At 58.8% G+C, this 25582-nt stretch carries 25 protein-coding genes; 3 read left to right on the top strand and 22 right to left on the bottom strand.

Features of this window, described 5'->3' with window-relative positions; genetic code table 11:
• Positions 1-25 precede the first annotated feature (25 nt).
• From lepB to V8J88_RS02575, 16 genes are all read right to left on the bottom strand, one after another.
• A complete protein-coding gene (gene lepB / locus V8J88_RS02650) occupies positions 26-952 on the bottom strand; it encodes a signal peptidase I (RefSeq protein WP_338847616.1) in 927 nt (308 codons plus the stop codon).
• Complete coding sequence (gene lepA, locus V8J88_RS02645) at positions 949-2742, bottom strand: translation elongation factor 4 (RefSeq protein WP_338847615.1); 1794 nt, start codon at positions 2740-2742, stop codon at positions 949-951. Before lepA ends, lepB begins: the two co-directional genes overlap by 4 nt.
• A gap of 204 nt (positions 2743-2946) precedes the next feature.
• A complete protein-coding gene (locus tag V8J88_RS02640; RefSeq protein ID WP_338847613.1) occupies positions 2947-3198 on the bottom strand; it encodes a glutaredoxin family protein in 252 nt (83 codons plus the stop codon).
• Between the two features lie 67 nt (positions 3199-3265).
• Positions 3266-4750: a DegQ family serine endoprotease gene (locus tag V8J88_RS02635; protein WP_338847612.1), complete on the bottom strand. Its 1485-nt coding sequence runs from the start codon at positions 4748-4750 to the stop codon at positions 3266-3268.
• A 14-nt stretch (positions 4751-4764) separates the two neighbouring features.
• A complete protein-coding gene (locus tag V8J88_RS02630) occupies positions 4765-5754 on the bottom strand; it encodes a MucB/RseB C-terminal domain-containing protein (protein ID WP_338847611.1) in 990 nt (329 codons plus the stop codon).
• Between the two features lie 20 nt (positions 5755-5774).
• Positions 5775-6476: a sigma-E factor negative regulatory protein gene (locus V8J88_RS02625; protein ID WP_338847610.1), complete on the bottom strand. Its 702-nt coding sequence runs from the start codon at positions 6474-6476 to the stop codon at positions 5775-5777.
• Positions 6477-6491: 15 nt separating this feature from the next.
• Positions 6492-7124 carry an RNA polymerase sigma factor RpoE gene (rpoE, locus tag V8J88_RS02620; RefSeq protein WP_338847609.1) on the bottom strand — a complete coding sequence of 211 codons (633 nt, stop codon included), beginning with the start codon at positions 7122-7124 and terminating at the stop codon, positions 6492-6494.
• An 80-nt stretch (positions 7125-7204) separates the two neighbouring features.
• Complete coding sequence (locus V8J88_RS02615) at positions 7205-7630, bottom strand: protein YgfX (RefSeq protein WP_338847608.1); 426 nt, start codon at positions 7628-7630, stop codon at positions 7205-7207.
• An 84-nt stretch (positions 7631-7714) separates the two neighbouring features.
• Positions 7715-8953, bottom strand: a complete 1239-nt coding sequence (fabF, locus tag V8J88_RS02610; RefSeq protein ID WP_338849986.1) for a beta-ketoacyl-ACP synthase II — start codon at positions 8951-8953, stop codon at positions 7715-7717.
• A gap of 50 nt (positions 8954-9003) precedes the next feature.
• Positions 9004-9246: an acyl carrier protein gene (gene acpP / locus V8J88_RS02605; RefSeq protein ID WP_338847607.1), complete on the bottom strand. Its 243-nt coding sequence runs from the start codon at positions 9244-9246 to the stop codon at positions 9004-9006.
• Positions 9247-9404: 158 nt separating this feature from the next.
• Complete coding sequence (gene fabG, locus V8J88_RS02600; RefSeq protein WP_338847606.1) at positions 9405-10151, bottom strand: 3-oxoacyl-ACP reductase FabG; 747 nt, start codon at positions 10149-10151, stop codon at positions 9405-9407.
• A 16-nt stretch (positions 10152-10167) separates the two neighbouring features.
• Positions 10168-11112 (bottom strand): ACP S-malonyltransferase, encoded by a 945-nt coding sequence (fabD, locus tag V8J88_RS02595; protein ID WP_338847604.1) that lies wholly within the window; start codon positions 11110-11112, stop codon positions 10168-10170.
• Between the two features lie 39 nt (positions 11113-11151).
• A complete protein-coding gene (locus V8J88_RS02590) occupies positions 11152-12138 on the bottom strand; it encodes a beta-ketoacyl-ACP synthase III (protein ID WP_338847603.1) in 987 nt (328 codons plus the stop codon).
• 27 nt (positions 12139-12165) lie between these two features.
• Positions 12166-13227, bottom strand: a complete 1062-nt coding sequence (gene plsX, locus V8J88_RS02585; RefSeq protein WP_338847602.1) for a phosphate acyltransferase PlsX — start codon at positions 13225-13227, stop codon at positions 12166-12168.
• A gap of 162 nt (positions 13228-13389) precedes the next feature.
• On the bottom strand, positions 13390-13572 hold the full coding sequence (rpmF, locus tag V8J88_RS02580; RefSeq protein ID WP_338847601.1) for a 50S ribosomal protein L32: 183 nt from the start codon (positions 13570-13572) through the stop codon (positions 13390-13392).
• Between the two features lie 174 nt (positions 13573-13746).
• Entirely contained in the window at positions 13747-14256 is a 510-nt protein-coding gene (locus V8J88_RS02575) for a YceD family protein (RefSeq protein WP_338847600.1), read from the bottom strand.
• A gap of 143 nt (positions 14257-14399) precedes the next feature.
• Between V8J88_RS02575 and V8J88_RS02570 the strand changes: the two genes are divergently transcribed.
• The 3 genes from V8J88_RS02570 to V8J88_RS02560 all read left to right on the top strand — a co-directional run bounded on the left by V8J88_RS02570 (position 14400) and on the right by V8J88_RS02560 (position 16598).
• Positions 14400-15014 (top strand): Maf family nucleotide pyrophosphatase, encoded by a 615-nt coding sequence (locus V8J88_RS02570; RefSeq protein WP_338847599.1) that lies wholly within the window; start codon positions 14400-14402, stop codon positions 15012-15014.
• Between the two features lie 237 nt (positions 15015-15251).
• Entirely contained in the window at positions 15252-15992 is a 741-nt protein-coding gene (locus tag V8J88_RS02565; RefSeq protein WP_338849985.1) for an SAM-dependent methyltransferase, read from the top strand.
• A 126-nt stretch (positions 15993-16118) separates the two neighbouring features.
• Entirely contained in the window at positions 16119-16598 is a 480-nt protein-coding gene (locus tag V8J88_RS02560) for a hypothetical protein (RefSeq protein WP_338847598.1), read from the top strand.
• Between the two features lie 13 nt (positions 16599-16611).
• On the opposite strand, the gene V8J88_RS02555 is transcribed toward V8J88_RS02560, so the two are convergent.
• The 6 genes from V8J88_RS02555 to V8J88_RS02530 all read right to left on the bottom strand — a co-directional run bounded on the left by V8J88_RS02555 (position 16612) and on the right by V8J88_RS02530 (position 25580).
• A complete protein-coding gene (locus V8J88_RS02555; RefSeq protein WP_338847597.1) occupies positions 16612-17820 on the bottom strand; it encodes an MFS transporter in 1209 nt (402 codons plus the stop codon).
• Positions 17821-17989: 169 nt separating this feature from the next.
• Positions 17990-19174 carry a VWA domain-containing protein gene (locus V8J88_RS02550; RefSeq protein ID WP_338847596.1) on the bottom strand — a complete coding sequence of 395 codons (1185 nt, stop codon included), beginning with the start codon at positions 19172-19174 and terminating at the stop codon, positions 17990-17992.
• Entirely contained in the window at positions 19171-21426 is a 2256-nt protein-coding gene (locus V8J88_RS02545) for a DUF5682 family protein (protein WP_338847595.1), read from the bottom strand. Before V8J88_RS02545 ends, V8J88_RS02550 begins: the two co-directional genes overlap by 4 nt.
• 1 nt (position 21427) lies before the next feature.
• Positions 21428-22507 carry an AAA family ATPase gene (locus V8J88_RS02540; protein WP_338847594.1) on the bottom strand — a complete coding sequence of 360 codons (1080 nt, stop codon included), beginning with the start codon at positions 22505-22507 and terminating at the stop codon, positions 21428-21430.
• Entirely contained in the window at positions 22504-24234 is a 1731-nt protein-coding gene (locus V8J88_RS02535; RefSeq protein ID WP_338847593.1) for a DUF5691 domain-containing protein, read from the bottom strand. Before V8J88_RS02535 ends, V8J88_RS02540 begins: the two co-directional genes overlap by 4 nt.
• Positions 24234-25580: an SWIM zinc finger family protein gene (locus V8J88_RS02530; RefSeq protein ID WP_338847591.1), complete on the bottom strand. Its 1347-nt coding sequence runs from the start codon at positions 25578-25580 to the stop codon at positions 24234-24236. The genes V8J88_RS02535 and V8J88_RS02530 overlap by 1 nt, the downstream gene beginning before the upstream one ends.
• Positions 25581-25582: the final 2 nt, after the last annotated feature.

The raw sequence follows: 25582 nt of genomic DNA, 5'->3' as shown, positions 1-25582 counted from the left end.
GCGTCTCCGCCCTGCCCTCTGTGCATCATTGGAAACTGCCAATACGCTTCAAGTCGCCCAGATTCATCCAGACAAAGAAGGCGCGGCCAACGATGTTTTCGTCCGGCACAAAACCCCACCAGCGGCTGTCCAGACTGTTATCGCGATTATCGCCCATCATAAAATAATGCCCCGGCGGCACGGTGCAGACAAAGCCCTCTGTATTGTAAGTACAACGCTCATGCTGCGGGAAATTATCCGGCGCCGGCACAAGATAGGGCGGGCGCGCATCGTCGGTGAGAATATTATGACTCACGCCATTCAGATTCTCATTCAATTGCCGCATATACCGCAGGCTTTCATTGCTCAGATAGTCCGGCAATTCTTTGTACTCAACCGGCTGGCCATTGATGCTCAATCGCTTGTTCTTATACTCGACCTTATCGCCCGGCACGCCGACAATGCGCTTGATATAGTCCAGCGAGGTGTCCGGCGGGTATTTGAACACCATCACATCGCCGCGCTTAGGCTCATTGATGCTGATAATTTTTTTATTGATGATAGGCAGGCGGATGCCATAGGTATATTTATTCACCAGGATCAAATCACCCACTTGCAGCGTCGGCACCATGGAGCTGGAGGGAATTTTGAACGGCTCAAACAGGAAAGAACGGACAAAAAACACCAGCACAATCACCGGGAAAAACGCGCCGGTATATTCAACCCAGGTCGGCGTGCGCATGATGGATTTTTCAATTTCCATCCGCTTTTCGCTCTGATCGCCATCAACCTTGATGCCTTCTTTGACCAGATGCGCCTGACGCGCATCAAACTCCGCCAGCGCGGCATCTGCCGCCAAACGGCGTTTTTTGCTCAAGACATACCGGTCCAGCGCCCAAATCACGCCGGTGATGATCATCAGAACAAACAGCCCGATCTGAAAATAGGGACCGAGCACAGCCATGATTTTCATTTTTCATCCACCTGTAAAATTGCCAGGAAAGCGTCTTGCGGAATTTCCACGCTGCCCACCTGTTTCATGCGTTTTTTACCCGCTTTCTGCTTTTCCAGCAATTTGCGCTTACGCGTGATGTCGCCGCCGTAGCATTTCGCCAGCACGTTTTTACGCAACGCTTTCACGTTTTCACGCGAGATGATGGTGGAACCGATTGCCGCCTGAATCGCCACGTCAAACATTTGACGCGGAATCAATTCACGCATCTTGGCCGCCACTTGACGCCCCCGGTGCTGAGCATTCGAGCGGTGCACGATAATCGCCAGCGCATCCACCTTATCGCCATTGATCAGCATATCGACCTTGACCACGTCGGAGGAACGGTTTTCCTTGAACTCATAATCCATCGAAGCATAGCCGCGCGAAGTGGATTTGAGTTTGTCAAAGAAGTCGAGCACGATTTCGGCCATCGGAATTTCATAGACCAGCTTGACCTGCTTGCCGTGATAGCTCATGTCCATCTGCACGCCGCGTTTTTGCGTGCACAGTGTGATCACTGAGCCAACATACTCTTGCGGCATGTACAGATTGACCGTCACGATCGGTTCACGCACTTCGGCGATGCGGGGCGGCTCAGGCATCTTGGACGGATTGTCCACGCTCATCACCGTGCCATCTTTCAACTCGACTTCATACACCACAGTTGGGGCGGTGGTGATCAAGTCCATATCGAATTCGCGCTCCAAGCGCTCTTGCACAATTTCCATGTGCAACAGACCGAGGAAGCCGCAGCGGAAACCAAAACCCAAAGCCTGCGAGACTTCCGGTTCGTATTGCAAGGCGGCGTCGTTGAGCTTGAGCTTTTCCAGCGAGTCGCGCAGCGCGTCGTATTGATTCGCTTCGACCGGGAAGAGGCCTGCGAACACCTGCGATTGCACTTCTTTAAAACCCGGCAAGGCTTCCGGGGCCGGCTTTGCCGCCAGAGTCAGCGTGTCACCCACGCGCGCAGCCTTCAATTCTTTGATGCCGGCGATCACAAAGCCCACCTGGCCTGCGGATAATTCTTCGCGCGACACCGATTTCGGCGTAAACACCCCCACGCTTTCAATCTGGTAAGTGGCGCCGGTGGCCATCAGCAAAATCTTGTCTTTCGGACGCAGCACGCCGTTCATTACGCGCACCAGCATCACCACGCCGACATAGTTATCAAACCAGGAATCAACGATCAGAGCTTGCGTCGGCGCCTGCGGATCTCCCTTGGGCGGCGGCACGCGCGCAATCAGCGCTTCCAGCACATCTTCCACCCCCATGCCGGTCTTGGCTGAGCATTGCACGGCGTCGCTGGCGTCAATCCCGATCACATCTTCGATTTCGGCGCAGGCGGATTCCGGGTCAGCGTTGGGCAGGTCGATTTTATTCAGCACCGGCGTCACTTCCACCCCGAGGTCAAGCGCGGTGTAGCAGTTGGCCACCGTCTGCGCCTCCACCCCTTGCGAGGCGTCAACCACCAGCAACGCGCCCTCACAGGCGGAAAGCGAGCGGCTGACTTCATAGGAAAAATCGACGTGGCCAGGGGTGTCAATCAGATTCAGATTGTAAATCTGGCCGTCGCGCGCCTTATAGTGCAACGCTGCGGTTTGCGCCTTGATGGTGATGCCGCGCTCGCGCTCCAGATCCATTGAATCGAGCACCTGCGCTTCCATTTCGCGATCAGACAGGCCGCCGCATAATTGAATGATGCGATCAGCCAGCGTGGATTTGCCATGGTCAATATGGGCAATGATGGAAAAATTGCGTATGTTGTTCATTAATTATTTGAAAATATTGCAATGCCAATCAGGTGCGCGCCCACATTTCAGCAATGTGGCCGGCATCATCCATTCGCTCAGGGTGCGGGGAATCCAGCGGCTGCGCACAGTCAGCCGGCATTGTAGCCGATTTCCCTGCTGAAATCCCGCCCCGGCGCCGGATTTCCAGCGCGCACCAGGCAATTGCGCTGCTTATCAGAAATTTTACTCTTGCAACCAGGAAGCGACAGCCGCCGCATCCAGAAAATAGTGGCACAGTTCGCGCTCCTGTCCATCCGCTTGCAGCGCCAGCAAAACCGGCACCAGCTCATCCCAGCGCGCCACGGCCTGTTCATCGGCATCCACATCGCGCACCTCAAGCCGCACCCCGCTTAAGTCAAACTGCGCGCGCAAGGCCTGCTCCATCTCATGACACAGATGGCAATACGAGCGGGAATATAAAATCAGCTGTTTCATGCAACCTCTTCATGGAAGAAAAACGGGCAGCGCGCGGCTGCCCGTTTTCAGTTTGCCAAGCCGGTGTTTATTGCGCAGCTTGTGGTTTGATCGAGACGAATTGCGAAGAACCGCCGCGCAAGACCAGCACCGCAGCCGCGCGCTTGGTGTCAAGCTTGGCGACTAAGGCATTGAATTGCTTGGCGTCACGGATTTCCGCATTATTGACTTGCAAAATCACATCGCCCGGACGCAGATCAGCGCGCGCCGCCGGCCCATCGACGCCGTCCACCACCACGCCGCCATTCACCTTCAGCTCGGATTTTTGCGCTTCGCTCAAATCCGACACCACCAGACCCAGCGCATTGGCGGCATGCTCGCCTTTGTTCTTGCCGCTGTCGCGCTTATTCACCTTGTCGCTTTCCATTTCCGTCAGCACCAGGGTGATATCGCGCGCCGCACCGCCACGCCAGACTGACAGCGTGCTCTTGGTGCCCGGCTTGGTGTTGCCGACCAGGCGCGGCAAGTCGCTTGATTTTTCAATCGCCGCGCCATTGAATTTGAGGATGATGTCGCCCGCCTTCAAACCGGCTTTATCCGCCGGGGTGTTCGGCTCCACACGCCGCACTTGCGCACCGTGCGCCTTGGGCAGATTCAGCGATTCCGCCACTTCCTTGGTCACGTCCGAGATTTGCACGCCAAGACGGCCACGGCTGACTTTGCCGGTGGATTTGAGCTGATCCACCACCCGCATCGCCTCGTCAATCGGCACCGCAAAGGAAATCCCCATATAGCCGCCGGAACGGCTGTAAATCTGGGAATTGATGCCGATCACTTCGCCGCGCATATTAATCAGCGGGCCGCCGGAGTTGCCGGGGTTGACCGCCACGTCGGTTTGGATCAGCGGCAGATAGTCGCCAGTGTCGCGCGCCTTGGCCGAAATAATGCCGGCGGTCACGGTGTTATCCAGATCAAACGGCGAGCCGATGGCAATCACCCATTCGCCGACGCGGATTTTGTTGGAGTCGCCAATCGTCAGGCGCGGCAGATTATTGCCCTCGATTTTCACCACCGCGACGTCGGTGCGCTTATCCAGCCCGACCACTTTAGCCTTGAATTCGCGCTTGTCGGTGAGCTTGACATAGACCTCATCCGCACCATCAATCACATGCGCATTCGTCAACACATAGCCATCAGCGGAAATAATGAAGCCGGAACCGACGCCGCGCGGCACTTCCTCTTCCGCCTGCGGCTGGTTGCGGCGGCGCTGATTGGGGCCGGGCTGCTGCTGGCGCGGCAGCGGAATACCGAAGAAGCGGCGGAAAAACTCTTGCGCATCGTCATCATCAAATCCCGGGAACCCCTGTTGCACACGGGCTTTTTCAGTGGTGCGGATATTCACCACCGCCGGGCCGGTTTTTTCCACCAGTTCGGCAAAATCCGGCAATTGCGAGGCCGGCGCGGCGTGCGCCGCGAGCGGCGTCACCAGTAATGCCGCCGGGGCAAACAATGCAGCGCTGCAACCGAGCGCCAATGCAGACAGGGTTTTGTTGAACTTGGCTGTATAACTCATCTTGCTTTCACCTATTATTTGACAGGTTTATATTCAATCGTATTCGCTACCTGGCGCAACGCCGTCATCGGCACTTCACCGACCACGGTCAGCCAGAACTCACCCAGCTTTTTGCTGACGATATTCATCGCCCCCTGCTGGCGCGAACCTTCAGTGCGCGGCGCTGAGGCGGCTTCAATAAACACTGAAATCGCCGCCAGGCCATCAGAAAACACGATTTGCGCAACTTCCCGGCGCCCGCCGTTTTGCAGGTCAGCCACCTGACGCTTAAGTTCGCGGGTTTTACGGAACCCCGGCGGCAGCCACTTCACCTGCCACTGCGGTAAGGGGGTTTCGTTCGCCTGCGCATTCTCAATACGCCAGCCGCTGGTGTCAGCGAATCCCGATTTCACCCGGTTACGCTCGATGTCGCCGATCTTGAGCTGTGTGAAGGAAACCTGTTCCACCAGTTCATTGCGTTCATTGATGGTTTGCACCCGCAACAATAAACCGGTGTTTTTTTCCACCCACAGCCGATAGCCATAGCGCAGATTGTCTTTCGGCTCCAAAATCAGCGTATGGCAATCAAAACCGGCGACCCGATCGACCTCGGCTTTTTTGATTTGATAGTTGGCCACGAGTTCCAGATTGGGGCCAAAAATTGCCGGAAACACATCCTGCGTCGCTTTTTTCTCGATCAGAATCGTCTTGCTTTCCGGCACATAGCAGGCGATTTCATCATTGTTGCGAACATATTCGCGCGCCTTGCCATCCAGCATTTCCAGCTTTTGCATCTCATTTCTGCCCTCCACCACATGCGTGATGCGTGAAGTGCGCACCTGACTGCCTTCCTGATAGACGAAGGTGCCGGAATAATTGAGTTTTTGCGCAGCGGACTGGATTTTTTTGAGCCACTCCTGGGCCTGCGCCGCATCCAGCGTGGTTTCTGTGGCAAACGCAAGCGATGCGCAACAAAACAGGCAAATGCACAACACGCGCTGCAAAACGGCGGCTGTCGCCAACATGCTACCTCGCACCGGCCACCTCATTTCTGCGCATCGGCTGCAAAATTCGCGGAACGCGCATATTGCGCCGCGCTGTGCAGAGAATTGGAATAGCGCTGATGCGCCATTAAGTATTGATCGATTTCCGGATCGCGCAGCATCACCATTTCTTCCGCTTTGCCGTTCGCGATCACGCGTTCACTCTTTTCCACGCACGCCGCACCGCTGGATGTGGTCGGCACTGCTTTCGGCGCGCTGCCGCCGGCACTCGCCAGCAAGACCACCGGCGCCTGCGGATTGTGCGCCGCCATCCGGGTTTCATGCAGCGCCGGCTTGGCGCTGTTTTGCGCCAGCATCACCTGTTGCGTGCCCAAGATACCCAGCGATGCCAGTAAAGCGCCGCCGGCTGCAGCCAGCGAGGCCAGCGTCCAGCGGCGGCGTTTTTCAGCGTGCGGCGCGGATGGCGCGACGAAGGCGGGCTGCACGGCTGGTTCGGTTTGCGCCGCTGCAAGCGCAGGCCGGTGCGGCGCTTCCTGCGCCAAACGGGCCGCCATGCGGGCGGAAAAATCCGCACCCGGGTTGACCTCATCTTCCGCCCGCAACAAATTGCCGATGCGGTGATACACATCCCAATCAGCGCGCGCATCGTCCTGCGCCAGCTCTTGCAGCAGCGCATCGATTTGTTCGGATTCCAGTTGCCCATCAATCAGGGCTGAAATTTTTTCCTGCTTGCTATCCATCATTTTCCCCTTGTGCGGTCACCAGCGCTTGTCATTTCCGACGTTCAGCAAAGGCCGCAACTTCTGTGCGATCGCTTCGCGCGCCCGGAAAATCCGGCTGCGCACCGTTCCTATCGGGCAACCCATCAATTCCGCTATCTCTTCGTAACTCAAACTCTCGATTTCACGCAAAGTAATCGCTGTGCGCAAATCTTCCGACAGTCCTTCCATCGCCGCGCTCAAGGTCGCTGCGATTTGCTTCGTCGCCAGCAAAGACTCTGGCGTATTGTTATCCCTTAGTTGCTCGGCATCCTGAAAAGTTTCAGCCTCCTGCGCATCCACCTCAGTCGAGGTGGGCGCACGACTGCCATGGGTGGCCAGATAATTTTTGGCTGTGTTGATGCCAATCCGGTACAGCCAGGTATAGAACGCCGCTTCGCCGCGAAACTGAGGCAGTGCGCGGTAAGCTTTGATGAAGGCGTCTTGCACCACATCTTCCGCTTCCGCCTGGTCTCGCACAAAGCGCGACACCAGCCGCAACAGCTTGCGCTGGTATTTCAACACCAGCAAATCAAAGGCCTTCTTATCCCCTTCCTGTACGCGCTTGACCAACAACAAATCCGTATCGCGCTCGCTCGTCACTCCCCGCTTCCCTTGTTTTTTTGCCAGCATCCAGAATGCTTGTCATTTGCTGCTGTGAGTCTGGACGCCAACAGAAGTTCCCCAAAATATTTACCAAGTCCAATCCGCCATCAAGCATCCAGCGCGCGCAAATGGCGCGCCAGCTGCCGGAACTCAGGCTGCGACAGACAATAACAACTGACCGGCAGGTGATGCATTCTGCGATCCGCAGTGCGCAAACGCAACCATAACAGACCAGGCCAGAAAAAACTGCCGCGCTGCAATTGCGCTTCTTGCGGTTGATTCCATTGCAAATCGGCGCCCGCCCAGCACAGGCTGAGTATGCCATTCGCCAGCTGTAATCGATAGCGCCGCCGTTCTTGCGCAAATGGCCAGCATTGCATCAGAAATAAGCAAGCGCACAAGGACGGGCCAAGCCAGCGCCATAACGGCGTCAACTCCATCCGCAACAAGAGCAAGGCCGCGATGGCGGGCGGCAGCGACAAGGCCAGTCGCAGCAATAACAAAATGCGGCGTGGCCGCAATTCGATCAACATTCCGCCCCCGCATAGAAAAAGCGCCATCCGTGTCGCCACGGACGGCGCTTTATCGACAAACGTTCAGCTTGCGCTGCGCCCGCTTCAAACCCGGCCAAATACCAAGGAGCCGTTGGTACCGCCAAAGCCGAACGAGTTTTTCAGCGCATAACGGATCTGCATTTCACGCGCCTGGTTGGCGCAGTAATCCAGATCACATGCCGGATCCTGGTTAAAGATATTGATGGTCGGCGGTGCGATCTGGTGATAAATCGCCAGCGCAGTAACCACCGATTCCAGGCCACCCGCGCCGCCCAGCAAATGCCCGGTCATGGATTTGGTCGAACTGACCACCACCTTGCCGGCATGGCTGCCCAGCGCACCCTTGATCGCCACCGTTTCAGCGGCGTCGCCCAAGGGCGTCGAAGTGCCATGCGCATTCACATAGTCAATCTGATCCGCCGCCAAGCCGGCATTCGCCAGCGCTGCCAGCATGCACTTGCGCGCACCGCTGCCATCTTCCAGCGGCGAAGTCATATGGTAGGCGTCAGAACTCATGCCAAACCCGGTGACTTCGGCGTAAATGCGGGCGCCGCGCGCTTTCGCGTGCTCATACTCTTCCAGCATCATCACGCCAGCGCCTTCGCCCAGCACAAAACCATCGCGATCCTTATCCCAGGGACGGGATGCGGTGGCCGGATCATCATTGCGCTGCGTCAGCGCGCGGGCGGCGGCGAAACCGCCCACCCCGAGCGGGGAAACAGTGGATTCCGAGCCGCCGGCCAACATCGCATCGGCGTCGCCGCATTGAATCATGCGCGCCGCCACGCCTATGCTGTGCAAGCCTGTGGTGCAGGCTGACACGATGGCCATATTCGGCCCGCGCAAGCCATATTTGATGGACAGGTTGCCGGAAATCATATTGATGATGGAAGCCGGCACAAAGAAAGGCGAGATACGGCGCGGGCCGCGTTTCGTCATTTCCTGATGCGTTTCTTCAATCATCGGCAAGCCGCCAATGCCGGAGCCGACCAGCACACCGATCCGGTCCGCGTTTGCGTCCGTCACTTCCAAACCGCTGTCCTGCACGGCCTGGATGCTGGCCGCCATGCCAAAATGAATGAAACGATCCATATGGCGCGCTTCTTTGGCTGGCAGATAATCTTCGATGTTGAAGCCCTTGACTTCGCCTGCGATCTGGCAGGCGAAAGCACTGGCGTCAAACTGCGTGATCTTGTCGATACCGGATTTCCCGGCCAATAATGCCTGCCAGGTGTCGGCTACCGTATTGCCTACCGGCGAAATACAACCCAGGCCGGTGACGACGACACGGCGATCAGAAATGCGGCTCAAGCGATTCTCCTGGAAAGACAGAGAAAAATTGCGGGCGGAAATCAGCCCTTGTTGACGTGGGCGGTAGCGTAATCAATCGCCTGTTGCACCGTGGTGATTTTTTCTGCTTCTTCATCCGGGATTTCCATCTCGAATTCATCTTCCAGCGCCATCACCAGTTCAACCGTGTCGAGCGAGTCGGCGCCCAGATCATCGACGAAGGAAGAATCATTCTTGATGTCTACTTCAGCGACGCCCAGTTGTTCAGCGACGATCTTCTTCACGCGTTGTTCGATATCGGACATGTTTATGCTCCAGTTATGTTACAGAAAGTGCGCGCATTTTAGCAGGTTTGCGCAGGGAAAAACCATTTTCAGCTTTTTTCGCAAACATGGGCCTTTTCAAGCCCAAGTTCGCCCAATTGCCGCCATTTTCAAAGCGGCAACTGTGTTTAAAGGCGGATTTACGCCATATACATGCCGCCATTCACATGCAGCGTATTGCCGGTGATATAAGCGGCTTGCGGCGAAGCCAGGAAAGCGCAGGCGGCGGCGATGTCTTCAGGTTGCCCAAAGCGCGCCAGCGGAATCTTTTGCAACAGCGCGGCGATTTGCTCTTCTGTCAGCGCGCGCGTCATATCGGTATCAATAAAGCCCGGCGCAATGCAATTGACGGTGATATTGCGGCTGCCGATTTCCTGCGCCAGCGAGCGGCTCATACCCTCAACCCCGGCTTTCGCAGCGCAATAATTGATCTGTCCCGGATTGCCGGAGCTGGCCACCACTGAAGTGATATTGATGATGCGGCCATGTTTGGCGCGCATCATGCCGCGCAACACCAGGCGCGACATGCGTCCCACTGCGCTCAGATTGGTGGCGATCACCCGCTCCCATTCATCATCCTTCATGCGCGCAGCCAATTGGTCGGCGGTAATCCCGGCGTTATTCACCAGCACTGAGAGGCTGCCGAATTCTTTTTGCACGCGCGCCACCACCGCTTCACATGCCGCCGCGTCAGTCACATTCAAGACCATGCCGAATCCGGCGTCCGGCCGCACTTCACGCAAAGCCGCACTGATCGCTTCCGCGCCGCTTTCGCTGGTCGCGGTGCCGACCACGCGCGCGCCCTGGCGCGCCAATTCCTGCGCAATCGCACGTCCGATGCCGCGCGAAGCGCCGGTCACCAATGCCACTTCATTTTGCAAATTCATTCACTTCCCCCCCGTATTAATCCGCCAGCAGCGCGGCAATGCGCGCCATACTGTCTGCATCCAACAGCGCATCCGAAACAATTTCCGGCACGATGCGCTTATTCAAGCCATGCAATACTTTGCCCGGCCCGCATTCGATCACATGCGTCACGCCCATTGCATCCATGGCCTGCAGCGTTTCCACCCAGCGCACCGGGCTGGCGGCCTGGCGCACCAATGCGGCGCGAATCGCCGCCGGATCAAATTCCACGCAAACATCCACATTATTGATTAAGGGAATCTGCGGCGCGCTGAAGCTGATATCCTGCATATACGCCTGCAATTTTTGCGAGGCGGGCTGCAGCAGTGAGGAATGGAAAGGCGCGGAAACCGGCAAGCGCATCGCACGCTTGGCGCCAAGCTCTTTGGCTTTGGCGCAGGCCGCATCCAAGGCCTCATTGTGGCCGGCAATCACAACTTGCGCCGGCGCATTGAAATTCACCGCTTCCACTACCTGACCGGGACAGGCTTGCTGCGCAGCGGCGCAGGCTTGCTGCACGGCCTCATCGGACAAGCCGAGCACCACCGCCATGCCGCCCGCGCCAAGCGGCACGGCTTCCTGCATCACGCCGGCGCGATAGCGCACCAGCGGCAGCGCATCTTCAAACTGCAATACGCCAGCCGCCACCAGCGCAGCGTATTCGCCCAGGCTGTGCCCGGCCACCACATTTGGCAGCGCGCCGCCGGCTGCCTGCCAGGCGCGGAAAAACGCCACCCCGGCGGTCAGCATCAAAGGCTGGGTATTCGTGGTGATGTCCAATTCTTCTTTCGGGCCTTGCGCAATCAACTGCGCCAAGTCCTGGCGCAGAATATCGGAAGCTTGCGCCACCGTTTGCGCCACCGCCTGATTATCAGCAAAGCCATTCAACATGCCGACGGCTTGCGAACCTTGGCCGGGAAAGACAAACGCGAAATTCTTCATCTGCATCCTTCGTTCAAACACAATTCCTGTGCAGGAATCTCAAAAGCGGGCCAGCGCGGCGCCCCAGGTGAAGCCGCCGCCCACACCCTCCATCAACACATGCTGACCGCGCTGGATGCGGCCATCGCGCACCGCGCAATCCAGCGCCAGGGGAATCGAGGCGGCGGAGGTATTGCCATGTTGGGCCACCATCGCCACCATACGATCCAAGGGCAGGCCCAGTTTTTTGGCTGTGCCTTTCATGATGCGGATATTCGCTTGATGCGGGATCAACCAATCCACTTGCGCAGCCTGCATATCGGCCGCCTGCAAAACTTCATGCGCAACCTGCTCTAACACTGTCACCGCCAGCTTGAACACCGCCTGACCATCCATATGCAAAAAGGCGCTGCCTTCCAGCGCACCGCCGGAAACCTGACCGGGGACACACAAAATATCCGTGTGCTGCCCATCCGCATGCACACGACAGGAGAGCAAACCCGGCTGCTCTGAAGCGCCCAGCAAAATCGCCCCGGCGCCATCGCCAAACAACACACAGGTAGTGCGGTCATCAAAATTCAAAATCCGGGAAAACACTTCCGCGCCAACCACCAGCACATTCTTATGCACACCGCTTCTGATCATGCTGTCAGCCACGGTCAGTGCATAAATAAAGCCACTGCACACGGCCTGCACATCGAAGGCGCCGCAGTGATTCCGGATGCCGAGTTTTTGCTGTAAGACGCAGGCGGTGCTGGGAAAGCCGCCGAGGAAATCGGGGGTCGAGGTGGCGAAAATGATGAGGTCAACCTGATCGGCGGACAGCGCCGCCATCGCAAGCGCGCGTTGCGCGGCTTGCAGCGCCAGATCGGAGGCCAGCTGTCCGGGCGCCGCGTAATGGCGCGCAGAAATACCGCTGCGCGAAACGATCCATTCATCGGACGTTTCGATGCCTTTTGCCGCCAGTTGCGCCGCCAGATCTTGATTGGTCACCCGTCTGTCTGGCAGATAACTGCCGGTGCCCAGAATTTTGCTGTAGCGCGCCATGTCGTCCCTCTTTTTGCCTATTGGAAATTACGCGATTATATCCGCAGGCGGGGAATTTGCAGCAGGCTGTGGAATCAACTCGGCGATTGAGCTGGAAATATGCGAAAGCAAATTGTATTTGGCTGCCTCATATGCGCGCCGGATCGCCCATTCAAATGAATACGCATCCGCGCTGCCATGGCTTTTAAATACCAGGCCGCGCAACCCGAGTAAACAGGCACCGTTATAACGCGAAGGATTCAAACGGCGCGAGATCGCCGCCAATGCCGAACGCGCAATCAAGGCCCCCAACATATTCAGCCAGGTGCGTTTGAATTCGGCAGTCAGCACACTCTTAACCAGTCGCGCCAACCCTTCAGATGCTTTGAGCGTGACATTGCCGACAAAGCCATCGCACACCACGATATCAGTCGTGCCGGCGAAAATATCATTGCCTTCAACATTGCCATAGAAATTGAGCAGACCTTTTTCATGGTCCGCTTGCAATAAGCGCGCGGTTTGCTTGACCAGATCATTGCCCTTGATATCTTCCGCGCCGACATTCAATAAGCCGATGGCAGGCTGCGCCACATTTTCCATGGCGCGCACAAGCACTGTTCCCATAATCGCAAACTGGTGCAAATGGTGCGGTTCGCAATCGACATTCGCGCCCAGATCCAGCATATAGGTCGGGCCGTCTTTTTGATTCGGCAACACGCTGCAAATCGCAGGACGATCCACCCCGGACAGGGTTTTCAGGACATACCGCGCAATCGCCATCAAGGCCCCGGTATTGCCGGCGGACACACAGGCATGGGCTTGCTCATTTTTCACCTGGGTGATGGCGACCCGCATCGAGGAATCTTTTTTGCGCCGCAAGGCGACTTCGAGGGTGTCATCCATTTCCACCACTTCACTGGCGGGCAGAATGGAGAGTCGGGGGTGGGATTGGGCTTTAAGCTTGATGAGTTCAGCTTCGATTGCATCCTGTTTACCGACCAGGATCAATTCAGCATCCGGCTCTGCATTGGCAAATGCAAGCGCAGCCGGTACGGTGACGCAGGGGCCATGATCCCCGCCCATACAGTCAATCGAGATTTTGATTGTCATATTTTGATTCTGCAATGCAAGCGCAGCAGGCGTGACAGGACAGACAAACCGGACCGGCTGCAGGCTGCTTCATGGCGCTTGGACAATCGCTGAGATGGGGAATGCGCCAAGCCAAGCCTGGCTGCAAATGACGGCGGGCGCATAAAGCGCCCGCAGAAATGCTTATTCGTCGTTCTTGGTCTTCAGCACTTTACGGCCACGATAGTAACCGTTCGGGCTGATGTGGTGACGCAGATGCACTTCGCCAGTGGTCGGCTCAATCGCGGTTTGCGTAGCCACCAGGAAGTCGTGCGAACGATGCATGCCGCGCTTGGACGGCGATTTCTTGTTTTGTTGAACAGCCATGACAGCTCCTAATCCAAAAGATTTGAAATTTTAACACAAGCAATGCGCCATTTGACGCATCTTCTCTGCTGCAAAATCCTGACACGCTTGCAGTCATCGCGTGCGCCTGATGTGCGCCACCCGTAGCCTGGGGCCGCCGCCGGGGCTGATCCATACGCCCCGCATCCGGTCTTATCAATGTTGTTTGAGCTTTTGCAAAGCTGCAAACGGAGATTCTTTCGCATCATCCAACTGATCGAGCGGGTTGCCATCCGGGCACACCTCATGCCGCGCCGAGAGCGGCAGCGCCAACAGCGCCTCATCTTCGATCAATTGCATAATCGGGGTTTGCTGCTCAAGCGCCAGCACATCCAGGCTGTCGTCATCGAGCATTTCTTCCAGCTCATCGGCATGCGCTTCATCGCGCGCCAACACCAGGGTGCTGCTTGAGTCCAGCGTCCATAAAAACGGCTTCAGGCAACGCTGACACTGCAATTCGAGCTGACCGCTGACCTGCATGGAAATCAAAGGCAAATCATGCTCTTTATCCACTCCGCCCTGCAAAGACCACTGCAAACTGCGCTCCAAATCAGTGTGCGGCACAGACTCCGCCGCCAGGCGCGTCAATTCGCGCAATTTGAAACTGCCTTCGCGCCGCAGATGTTGGCGTGCAAAAGCATAAGGGTCGAATATCAGATCATCCATGGTATTTTGCCAGGCGAGACGCAGGCCGGCTTCGCCAGATCCGGAAAACCTGCGATAATAACAGGAAAACCATGCATGCGTCAAAGTCTGCCCGGCTTTTTTTATGCAGCGCATGATTCTACCCTGTTTCCCATTTGAAAGCCATGTCCAATCCTTCTTCCCTGCCACGCCTGGTGCTGGCTTCAGGCTCTGCTTACCGCGCTGAATTGCTGCGCCGCCTGCGCCTGCCTTTCGTCGCGCAAGCCCCGGATATCGATGAAAGCGCACTGCCCGGCGAAGCGCCTGAGCAAACCGCGCTGCGCCTGGCGCAGGCCAAGGCGCAGCATCTGGCGGCGCAATTCCCCGACAGCCTGATCATCGGCTCGGATCAAGTCGCAACCTTGCATGGCCAGCGTCTGAGCAAACCCGGCGCGCATGCCGCCGCACTGGCGCAATTGCAATTCATGCGCGGCCAGACAGTGCAATTCCACACGGCTTTATGCCTGCTCGACACGCGCTGTGCGCCGGCCCATGTGCAGGCTGAAAACATCACGGTCACGGTGCGCATGCGCAATTTGCCGGATGCCGAGCTGGATGCCTATCTGCATCTGGAACAGCCATATGACTGCGCCGGCAGCGCAAAAAATGAAGGACTTGGCATCGCCTTGATTGAAGAAATCGATAATCGCGACCCGAGCGCCTTAACCGGCCTGCCGCTGATCGCGTTATGCAGCATGTTGCGCGCGCGCGGCATGCCTTTTTTCGGTCTGGATGTATGATCCCGGCTTCCTCAGCTGACCGCTTTTAGGCTTCGATAACCATATGAATATATTGAAATTTCCTGCAAACAACACATTCATCTATTGGCTGAATGCGCTACTGTCCCGATTCCTTGTTTTCCGACTCACCAGCGTTCTTGCGCCTGCTGGCAGAGATGCGTCTGCGCCGTCGTTGCGCCCAGCCGGGAAGCCGGAAAACGGTGTGCCAGGGCCAACCCAACTGAGGAAGCCAGGATGATGCCCGGCATTTTATATTTGATCCCGCACTCACTCGGTTTGCCGGCGCAAGATCCGGCGCAACAATTGGACTGGATCATTCCGCAGCAAGTGCAAGCGCTGACGGCGCGCCTGCCCTATTTTGTGGCGGAAAACGCAAAAACCACGCGCGCCCATTTAAAACTGCTGTCGCAACAACATCCCCTGGCCCGCCCGCTGCAGGAAATCCGCATTGCCGAGCTGAATGTGCAAACGGAGGCGGCGCAGCTGCCGCAACTGCTGCAACCGATTCTGGACGGTCAGGACGGCGGCTTGATCTCAGAAGCCGGGGTGCCGGCAGTGGCCGATCCCGGCAGCGCGCTGGTGCGTCTGGCGCATCAAAAAGGCGTAACGGTGCGTCCCCTGGTTGGCCCCTCTTCGCTGTTGATGGCAGTCATGGCGAGCGGCATGAACGGCCAAAGCTTCGCCTTTCACGGCTACCTGCCGCAAGACGCGGCGCAGCGCGCCAAACGCATGCGCGAGCTGGAACTGCGCTCACGCCAGGAAAAGCAAACCCAGCTCTTCATTGAAACGCCGTACCGCAATGAAGCCCTGTTCAAAGCCTTTTTGCAAAACTGCCAGCCCGGCACGCTGCTGTGCTGCGCAGTGCATCTGAGTTTGCCGGATGAAACGGTGAGCACGCACACCATAGCGCAATGGAAGAAAATGGCGCTGCCGGATTTTCAGAAAAAACCCTGCGTGTTTTTGATGCTGGCGGCTTGAATAAGCTCTGCTTCAATGATGAAATATCTGCTTCCACTTTACCTGCTCACTTGCTGCATGCATGGGCAGGCCGATTCTTGGGCTAAAGCCAAGATCACAGGCATAATCAGTCCTTCAGGCAATATCGTGGCGCGCATCATCCCTGGCGACAATATGAGTCAAGTGTATGGCTTTAGCGGCGCTGCCAAAGGAGAAATGGCAAGCGCGGTTTACTACCGCATGCAATCCACTGGAAAATATGAAAAGGCCCTGTCCATTACGCTGCAAAATCCGATTGCACCCTTGTTTGCTGCATTGGCCGATAGCGGCGAGTTAGTCACACTGGATAACTGGCATAACGCAGGCATTGGCAAGCATGTGATTGCGCTGTACGCCGCGACAGGCAAACATGTGCGCAGTTATGCATTGGCGGATATTTACAGCAAGGAAGAAATCAGCAAATTTGAATTCAGCGCCTCATCCATCTACTGGCGCTGTCATACGCCACCATTTTTTGATGGCCACGCCGGAGTGCTGGAGATTCAAGACAGGCTTGGCGCAAATCTGGAAGTGAACTTGAAAACCGGCGCGCTCATTCGCACGCCTGGCGCTGGCAAGCCCTGCTGATACCGATTGCAACTCAAGCCGGCGCCGGCGCCAGCCGCTCTTCACGGATCGGCAAATGCGCCAGTGCGGCCAGCGCCGCCAAGGCGATATCGGCGTACCACATCCAATCAAAATTGCCGAAACGGGTGAACGCCAGTCCGCCCAGCCAGGCCCCGAGAAAGCCGCCGATCTGATGCGTCAGCATGGTCATGCCAAACAGCGTGGCCAGATACGACATGCCGCATAATTTTCCGGTCAAGCCAATGGTCGGCGGCACCGTCGCCAGCCAGGTGGCGCCCAGACCGATTGCGAAAATATAAAAGGTCAACTCAGTCTTGGGGGCCAGCAAATAAAACAGCACCATCAATGCGCGCGAGGCGTACATCCAAAACAGCACATATTTGGCGCGCACCCGTCCCATAATCCAGCCCGCCCCCAGACTGCCGGCGACATTCGCCAAACCAATCAGCGCCAGCGCCTTGCCGGCCAGGGCATCCGGCAAACCGCAATAGGCGATTTCGCCCGGCAGGTGTGTCACCAAAAACGCGATATGAAAGCCGCAGGTGAAAAAGCCCAGATGCAAGAGCAGATAACCGGGATTGCGGAAGGCGTCGCGCAGGGCCTGCTTGACGCCGCCATCCGCATGTTTGGCCTTGGGCTGACCACGCAAAGGACGCACCAGCGGCAGACTGGCGAGGGCGATGCCGGCCAGCGTCCACAAAGCCGCCATCCAGCCAAACGCGCTGATCATGAATTGCGAAAACGGCGCAAACACAAACTGGCCGAACGAGCCGCCGGCGTTCACCATACCGGCTGACATGGCGCGCTTTTCTGCCGGCAAGTGCTGCGAAGCAGCGCCGATCAAAATCGAAAAACTGCCAATTCCGGCCCCCGCCGCCATCAACAGCCCGAGACTGACAATCAAGCCGAATTGGGTTTGCAAAAACGGCGCCAGCGCACACCCCAGCGCCAACAGCACCAGGCCGAGCGCTAAAATCGATGCCGGGCCATTGCGGTCTGCCATGGCCCCTGCCACCGGCTGAATCGCGCCCCACATGAATTGGCCAATCGCCAGCGCCAGACTGATCTTGACCAACCCCAGGCCGCTGGCCGTATTCAAAGGCGAGACAAACAAACCCATGGACTGGCGCACTCCCATCGTCACCATCAGCAGCGCCGCCGCACTGAGCGTGATCACAAGCCAGGAGCGGGTCATGGCCGGGTTCTGATTTTGGGACATCATGATTACTCCACCTGAGTGTTGCTATGGCATGGAATGGTTGCCGCCAATCTTATTTATCGCTCGCTGCCGCGCCTGTGTGACATACATACTGTCGGACGCCGGGTTATCGCTGCGCGCAACCCGGCCTGCGACTTTTTGCCAAAATCCGGCTGCATAGTGGGGGACATGATTATGCTCCCTGCATGGCCACCGGGGCGGCGGTTTGCAATTCATTGCGGGCGGCCCACAGGCCGATATCTTCACGTTGCAAGGCTGCGGCCATCAAACCCGGAAATAAATCCGGGGTGCAAGCGAAAGCCGGAATGCCCAGCGCCGCATAGTCCTGCGCCATCTGCTGCGAATACGCCGGACTGCCTTCATCATTCAAGGCCAACAGCGCAATCATTTGCACCCCGGCGGCTTGCAATTGCGCGCTGCGCGCCAGCATTTGCCGCGCATCGCCGCCCTCTTCCAGATCAGAAATCAAAATCAACACCGTTTCCTGTGGCCGCGTGATCAGCGTTTGGCAATACGCCAGCGCGCGATTGATATCAGTGCCGCCGCCCAATTGCACGCCGAACAAGACATCCACCGGATCTTGCAGCTTATCGCTCAAATCCACCACTTGGGTGTCAAACAAGACCATGCGCGTCTGCACCGCGCGCAAGGACGCCAGCACCGCACCGAATACGCTGGCGTACACCACGGAAGTCGCCATCGAACCGCTTTGGTCAATGCACAGCACGACATCGCGCAAGCTGCTCTGGCGCCGGCCAAAGCCGTGCAGGGTTTGCAAAATGAGTTGTTTTTGCTGCGGCAGATAATGACGCAAATTGGCGCGAATGGTGCGCGCCCAGTCAATTTCACTGCTGCGCGGACGTCGCTTGCGGCTGTGGCGGGAGAGCGCGCCGCGCACCGCCTGCTGCATCGGCAAACTCAGACGGCGCTCCAAATCATCCAGCACCCGCCGCACCACCAGGCGCGCAGTCTGCTTCACCTGCTCCGGCATGATATGTCCCAGTGCTGCGAGATTGGCGGCCAGATGCACATCCGGGGTGAGTGATTGCAATAACTCCGGCTCCAACAACATGGATTGCAAATTCAAGCGCTGCAACGCATCCTGCTGCAGCACGCGCACCACCTGTTGCGGGAAATATTTGCGGATATCGCCCAGCCAGCGCGCCACATTCGGGGCCGATGCGCCCAGACCGCCACGGCGCCCGCCCTGATCATATAAAGCGCCCAGCGCGCGGTCGATTTGCAAAGCATCGCCGGCTAAAGGCGTCTGCTGCTCAGCGCTGCCGCCCAATACCAGGCGCCAGCGTTGCAAACGGCGCGCCGCAAGATCCTGCTCTTCCCATCCGCTTTGCATCATGCGCCTCCCAGTATCAAGCGCGCCAAGGGGACAAGCGCATCCGCCCGCGCCGCATGCCACACCTGAGGCGCAGCTGCAGGCGCACGCGCGCCCTGCGCCGCCAGCTGGCCGATTTGCGCCAACTCCGCTGGCGCGAAATTGGCGAATGCGCGCCGCAACAGCGGCAAAACGGCAGTGAAGTGCGCGCCGTCCAAAGCGCTTAGCCAGTTATCCAGAATCCGCCATAAAGCTTCATCATGCAAGAGCAATAAGGCGCTGTCGGCCAGCAAGCCCTCAATCCAGTCTGCGCCATGTTCCGGCTGCGGATCAGAGAGCGCCAGCGCGAGGCGTTGCGCCAATATGTCGAGCGGCAGGGCGGCGCAGTCATGCAAGAGCCGGTTGGCGCGCCCGCACAGCAAGGGCTGCACTGCGCGATCCTGCGCCAGGCTGTTCAGCGTCTGGCGCCAGGCAGTGTCAAATTCATCGTTTTGCGCCACGGCCAGCGCTTGCTGCACTTTCACAATCCCGCCCAGCAATTGGCGCGCGGCATCGGCATTGATATGCCGGCAAGCGCCGCACAGGCCGACCGCAATGCGCGCCAACATACTGCGGCAAAGCACTTCAAGCTGTCCCTGCCAGCGTTGATGCTGGCCGCGCACATCGCCGTAACGCAAAGCATGCAGCAAGGGCGGCAAGGTCAGCAGCAAATGGGACTGGTCTGCGGTGCGCGCCGCCAGCGCATCCAGACTTTGCAGCAAGGCCGGCAAAGCCTCTTGCAAATCACACAGCATCAAATCCGACAACAAGGCGCCCAGAGTTGGCAAATCCTGCGCCGCCAGCGCCAATTCCTGCGCGCGCGCAGCGGCGGCGGCGGCCACGGTTTGGCCGTAGCGCCCGGCCTCAATCACGCGCAGCGCAAATTCCGGCTCCCAGCACAAACGCCAGCTTTCACGGAAGGTGCCGCGCCCGCCGCCACCCTGTCCCGGTTTGCCCCAGGGCACATCCAGCAATTGCAAACGGTGCAACAGGCGGCTGCGTTCAACATCATTTTCTTTGCGTAAATCCAGTTCCAGATCTTGATGATCGGCGCTGACCTTCAAGCGCAGGCTTTTTTGGCATGCCGCCAGATCGCGCGCAATCGGCGCCGCCGGGGTTGCCAAAGGCACGCTGCCCATACGCTGGCCGACAATCAATTCCTGGCGCACCCATTGCAGCGGAGTTTCCGCGCCCATGCACAACACCGCCGCCGCCGCCTGATTGCACTCCTGCAAGCCGGCTTCACTGCGTTCCTGCAACAGCGCCAAGGCGCGCGCCAGATTCACCGCGTCAATCACTTCGGCGGTGGAGGCCGGCAAATCATGCTGCCGCAAGACCGCAGCCACATGACTCATCCAGCGTTCCACCAATTGCGGCGCATATTCGCCAGCCGGATTGGCGCGCTGCGCAAATAAAAATTCATACCAGCCGGGTGACACAATCCCGGCGCCATAACCGCTTTCCATACTCAAGCGCTGATAATTCCAGGGAATCCAGGTCGCCATCACTTTGCACTTAGGCAAATCCTTGAGCAAGGCGGCATCCTGTTTGGCCGGCGGCAAGTCGCACAAGGCCGGCGCATGCCAGGCGCCGCACACCACGGCGATCTGCTGAAAGCCTTCTTTTTGCGCAGCGCGGATATGCTGCCGCATGGCGGCTTCGCGCCGCGCTTCACGCAAGGCGCGCGCGCCGCTGGCAGGCGGGACATGCTCGCGCAGGTCGCGCATGGCTGCCAGCACAGTGTCGAACAAGGCTTGGGCATGCTGGCGGCTTTCGATCATCGCGTCCCACCAACTCTCGCCATCCGGGTATCCCGCCAGTTGCGCATAATGATCCAGCGGATCAGTTGGCGCAGGCGGCGGCCCGGCTTCGTCCTGCTGCGCCGGGTTGGCCGCCGCTTCCTGCGCTGCCAGATTGACCGCCGCCGGCAAATCAAAAAACCGTAATGGAATCGCCGCGCGGTTGGCGTATTGCAGCGCCTGCCATTCCGGTGAAAATTCGGCAAAGGGATAAAACACGGCGCGCGAACTGTCTTCCGCCGCATACAGCAAAAGCGCGACCGGCGGCTGCATCTCAGCATGCGCAGCCAATTCCACCAGCGCATCAGCTTCGGGCGGCCCTTCGACCAGCAAGATATCGGGCGGCTGTTGCGCCAGCGCCGCCATCAAAGCGCGCGCCGACCCCGGGCCATGATGCCGGATGCCGTAGATGCGTACTGCGCCTGCAGCCGATTTCATATCAACACATTTCGCGGCAAGCGCGGTACAGGTCTTTCCAGCCGTCGCGCTCTTTGATCACAGTTTCCAGATATTCCGCCAGCACCAGACGGTCTTGCACCGGATCTTTGACAATCGCCCCGACCACGCTGCCAGCCAGGTCTTGCGCCTGCACCAGTCCGTCGCCGAAATGGGCCGCCATCGTCATACCATGGCCAATCACGGAAATCGCTTCGGCGGTGGACAATGTGCCGCTGGGGCTTTTGAGTTTGGTTTTGCCGTCTGCGGTGACGCCATCGCGCAATTCGCGGAACATCGTGACCACGCGGCGGATTTGTTCCAGCGCCGCCAGTTCGCCTGGAATCTGCAATTGCTGCGCCAGGCTGCTGACACGCCGCTGCACGATCTCGACTTCGCTGTCAATATCCGCCGGCAGCGGCAGCACCACGGTATTGAAACGGCGTTTCAGCGCGGACGACAATTCATTCACGCCACGATCTTTATTGTTAGCGGTGGCGATCAGATTAAAGCCGCGCCGCGCCTGCACTTCCAGATTCAGTTCCGGCACCGGCAAGGTTTTTTCCGACAAGACCGTAATCAGGGTGTCTTGCACTTCGCCCGGAATGCGGGTCAATTCTTCGACACGGCATAACTGTCCCTGGCGCATGGCGCGCATCAAGGGACTTTCCACCAGCGCTTCCATACTCGGGCCTTGCGCCAGCAGGCGCGCATAATTCCAGCCATAGCGCATCGCTTCTTCTGAAATCCCGGCAGTGCCTTGCACCAGCAGGGTCGAATCGCCGCTGATGGCCGCCGCCAGATGTTCAGACAGCCAGCTTTTCGCTGTGCCGGGCACGCCATACAAGAGCAAGGCGCGGTCGGTGGCCAGGGTGGCGACGGCGATTTCCACCAGACGGCGCGCGCCAATGTATTTGGGCTGCACCACAAAACCATTTTCCAGGGTGCAGCCGAGCAAATAGTCACACACCGCCCAAGGTGACAGACGCCATTGCGCAGGCCGGGCGCGCTGGTCGCTGCGCGCCAATTCGGCCAATTCTTCGGCATATTGTTGTTCGCCATGCTGGCGCAAGACTTCGCTCATGCAAGCTCTCCAGGTTGAGGCAGCGCGGCGGCGAAGGCTTGCGCCAGCCGACTGCGGAAATCGATTAAGACCGGCATTTTGTCCGGAATATAGGGGGTGCCGAAACCGCCCAGCAAGGCGCGCCCATCCGGCGTCATGGCGCTCCACCATGCCTGCAAGGCGGACAAATCCAAACGCGGCGCGAGCAGCCATAACCAGTGGCGCAAGGCGTGGGTTTGCATTTCCTTTTCCTGCAATAAGACAGCGTTGGCAAATTCCAGCAGGGCCGCGCTGCTCTCATATTCCCAGCTCTGCTGCTGCAAGCTTTCCAGCAGGGGGAACAGAGTGTCGCGCATGAGCGCGATGCGGTTCGGCGCCGCCTGCGACAATTCGCCCAAATGCTGGCGCAGCAAGGCATGCAGCTGCGCCGGCGGCAACAGTTTCAGCAAGGCAAAGTCCAGGCTTTCGCTGCGCGTTTCGGCGCGCCATTGCATCAGCGTTTTACCGGCCAGCAAGGCTTGCGCCAGCGCGCGCTCGCGATACAGGCTGGCGTTTTCCTGCAGCGCTTGGCGCAATAATTTTTCCCATTCGTGGCCCTGACACAATTGCAGCAAGACTTGATACGCGGCTTGGCGCGCGGTCTCGCTGTCATCGCCAAACAAGGGACAGTCATCGGCAAACCAGTCACGCGCCGGCACAGCGGCCAGGATTTGCGTCAGCCACCAGGCGCGCTCGCCCTTGCCCACCGCCGGCTTTTGCTCCATGCCGTCTTGCAGCATGTCCGGCGTAAAGCTGGCCGGCAGCTCAAGCCGCCAGGTCCAATCCGCCGCCGCCTCGCTGCCGATCAAATTGCGCACGCCTTGCGCCATGCGTCCCAGTATATGCTTGGGGCTGCTGCGCTCCAGACGCAAGGCGGCATGCGCGCGTTCACGCATACGGCGGCGCCAGCTGCTGTGCGGCAGCAAGCGCAACAGCTGCAAAGCTTGCTGCCGCACAGGCTTGGATTTGTCTTGCAATATGCTGTCCAGCCAGGCGGCGTCCTGCTCCGACAATGCGCTTTCCAGCGCCGCCAGCAAGGTTTGCCGGCCCTGAGCTTTTTCTTCGCCCCACACTGCCTGCAGGGCTGCGCGCGCCGCCGCCGGATCGCGCTGACGCCATTGGCGCAAATATTGGGCGCGCTCTTCCAGCCGGCCAGTGAGCCAGACTTGCGCATCCAGCGCAACACTGCTTTCTTCCCGCAAGGCCCAGCGCCAATCCGGATGCAAGCGCGCCAGCCACTGTCCGCGCACATCCAGTGCGGCGGCAATCGCTTGGCGCAAGGGAATGTGCTGCCGCCCCCAATCCAGCATGCGCGGCAATAAGACAGGCGGAATCGCAATTTGCGCGGCCTGTGCGCCGGCCAGCCAATGCGCCAGGCAATCATGCAATTCCAGACTGAACAGTTCCTGCAGCAAGGCGCATTGTTGCGCCGTGGCCGGGGCTTTTTGTGCGTCCCCGGCGCGGGGCGGCAATTGCAAAAGCGGACTCGGCGCGCCCTCGGCGCACGCGGCGACCCAGCGCAATAGCGCAGCCGCTTGCAACATACGCTGCTCCATACTGAGCGGGCTTTGCGCAATCTGCTCTAACAAGCCGCACCAGGATTGCGCCGTCTCTTCCTTGCTGGCGACTTGCCACGGACGCTGTGCGCTGCCGGACAGGGCGGCTTGCGCCAAGGCGCGCCATTCGTCTTGAAAACGCTGCAGACTCATCACCACTCCAGCGGACTTAAGCTGCGCCAGGCCGCATCGTGCGCCAGCCCCAGCAGATACAAGCTTTGTCCGTCCCATTCCAAGGCCAGGCAAAGCGCCGCGCCGCCACTGAGCGCCAGCACGCGCCACAGGGCGTCGCTGGAGGCAGACGCCAGCGGCAAGGCGCGTCCTTGCGCATCGCAAATCATCCAGCCGGATTCAGCGCGCGCGGCGTACACATCGTTTAGCAGATAGCAGGCCCGTTCCAGCCAGGGCAATTGCGCCAGCGCCTGCGCGTGGGCGGCCAATAATTGTTCGATATCATGCAAGACGTGCGTGAGCTGTCCGCGCCACGCCTGTCCCGGCGCCGGCGCCGCGCCGCGCCACAGCGCGCGTTGCGGCCAATGCGAGGCGTAATACACGATTTCGCCTTCATGCAAGACGCCGGGCAGCGGGGCCGCACTGGCGAATGGCATACGCAGCGGGCTGAAATCCAGCAACAGCGCCATACGTCCGCTGTCCAGATCATGCAACCAGCAACGCCGCTGCGCCAGATCATCTTCTTCCACCACACGCCAGCCCAACGCCAGCCAACGCCCGGCCACGCCTTGCTGCTGTTGCAGGCGCGCCTGCTCCTGACTCCAGCCCAGCGCGCCGCGCACATCTTCTTGCAAAGCCGGCGGCAAATCAGCTGACTGTCCCCAGGCTTGAATGATGAGTTGCAAGAGGCCGAGTTCAAACAAGGCGCGCTGCTGCCAATCATCGCCGGCAAACGCGCGCGGCAGGCTGCGCACGCGGCGCGCCAGCGCGCCGGCTTTGGCGTCCACCAGGCGCGCCGCCGCCTGATCCCAATAGGCATAAGGTTGGCTGCGGGCGACGATCAAACCATTCCGCATCAGGTCTTGCAGCCAGCGTGAAAATTCCTGCAAGCCGGCATCCACCTCTTGATTGCGCTGTTGCGCACGTTGCGCCGCGCGCGCGGCTGCCTGCGCCTGCTCCGCGACGCTTGTGCTCTGCTGTTGTTTGGCGGCGCTGCGCTGTGCGCGCGCGTCTTGCCAGGCTTGCACCCAATCCGGCAAGGCCGCTTCGCTAAAAACGCTTTCCTGCGCAGCGAACATGAACAACAGGGCGAGCCCATGTTTGCAGGGAAATTTACGCGAGGGACAGGTACAGCGCCACGCCGGAGCGCTTAAGTCACATTGCGTGCGGTATGGTTCTTTGCCGCTGCCTTTGCATAAGCCCCACAGCATCGCGCCGTTACGCTGCAGACTTTGCCACTTATCAGGCCGCGCCAAGCCCCGTCCGGCTTGCGCGCTGGCGGCGTCCGGCGCAAATTGCGCCACTTGTTCGGATGTGTATTGCGGCATGC

The sequence above is a fragment of the Massilia sp. W12 genome, from assembly GCF_037300705.1.
Taxonomy (GTDB): Bacteria; Pseudomonadota; Gammaproteobacteria; order Burkholderiales; family Burkholderiaceae_D; genus JACPVY01.
Note: the sequence above shows the minus strand (reverse complement) of the source record. Positions and strands in the feature narration are given on the sequence as shown.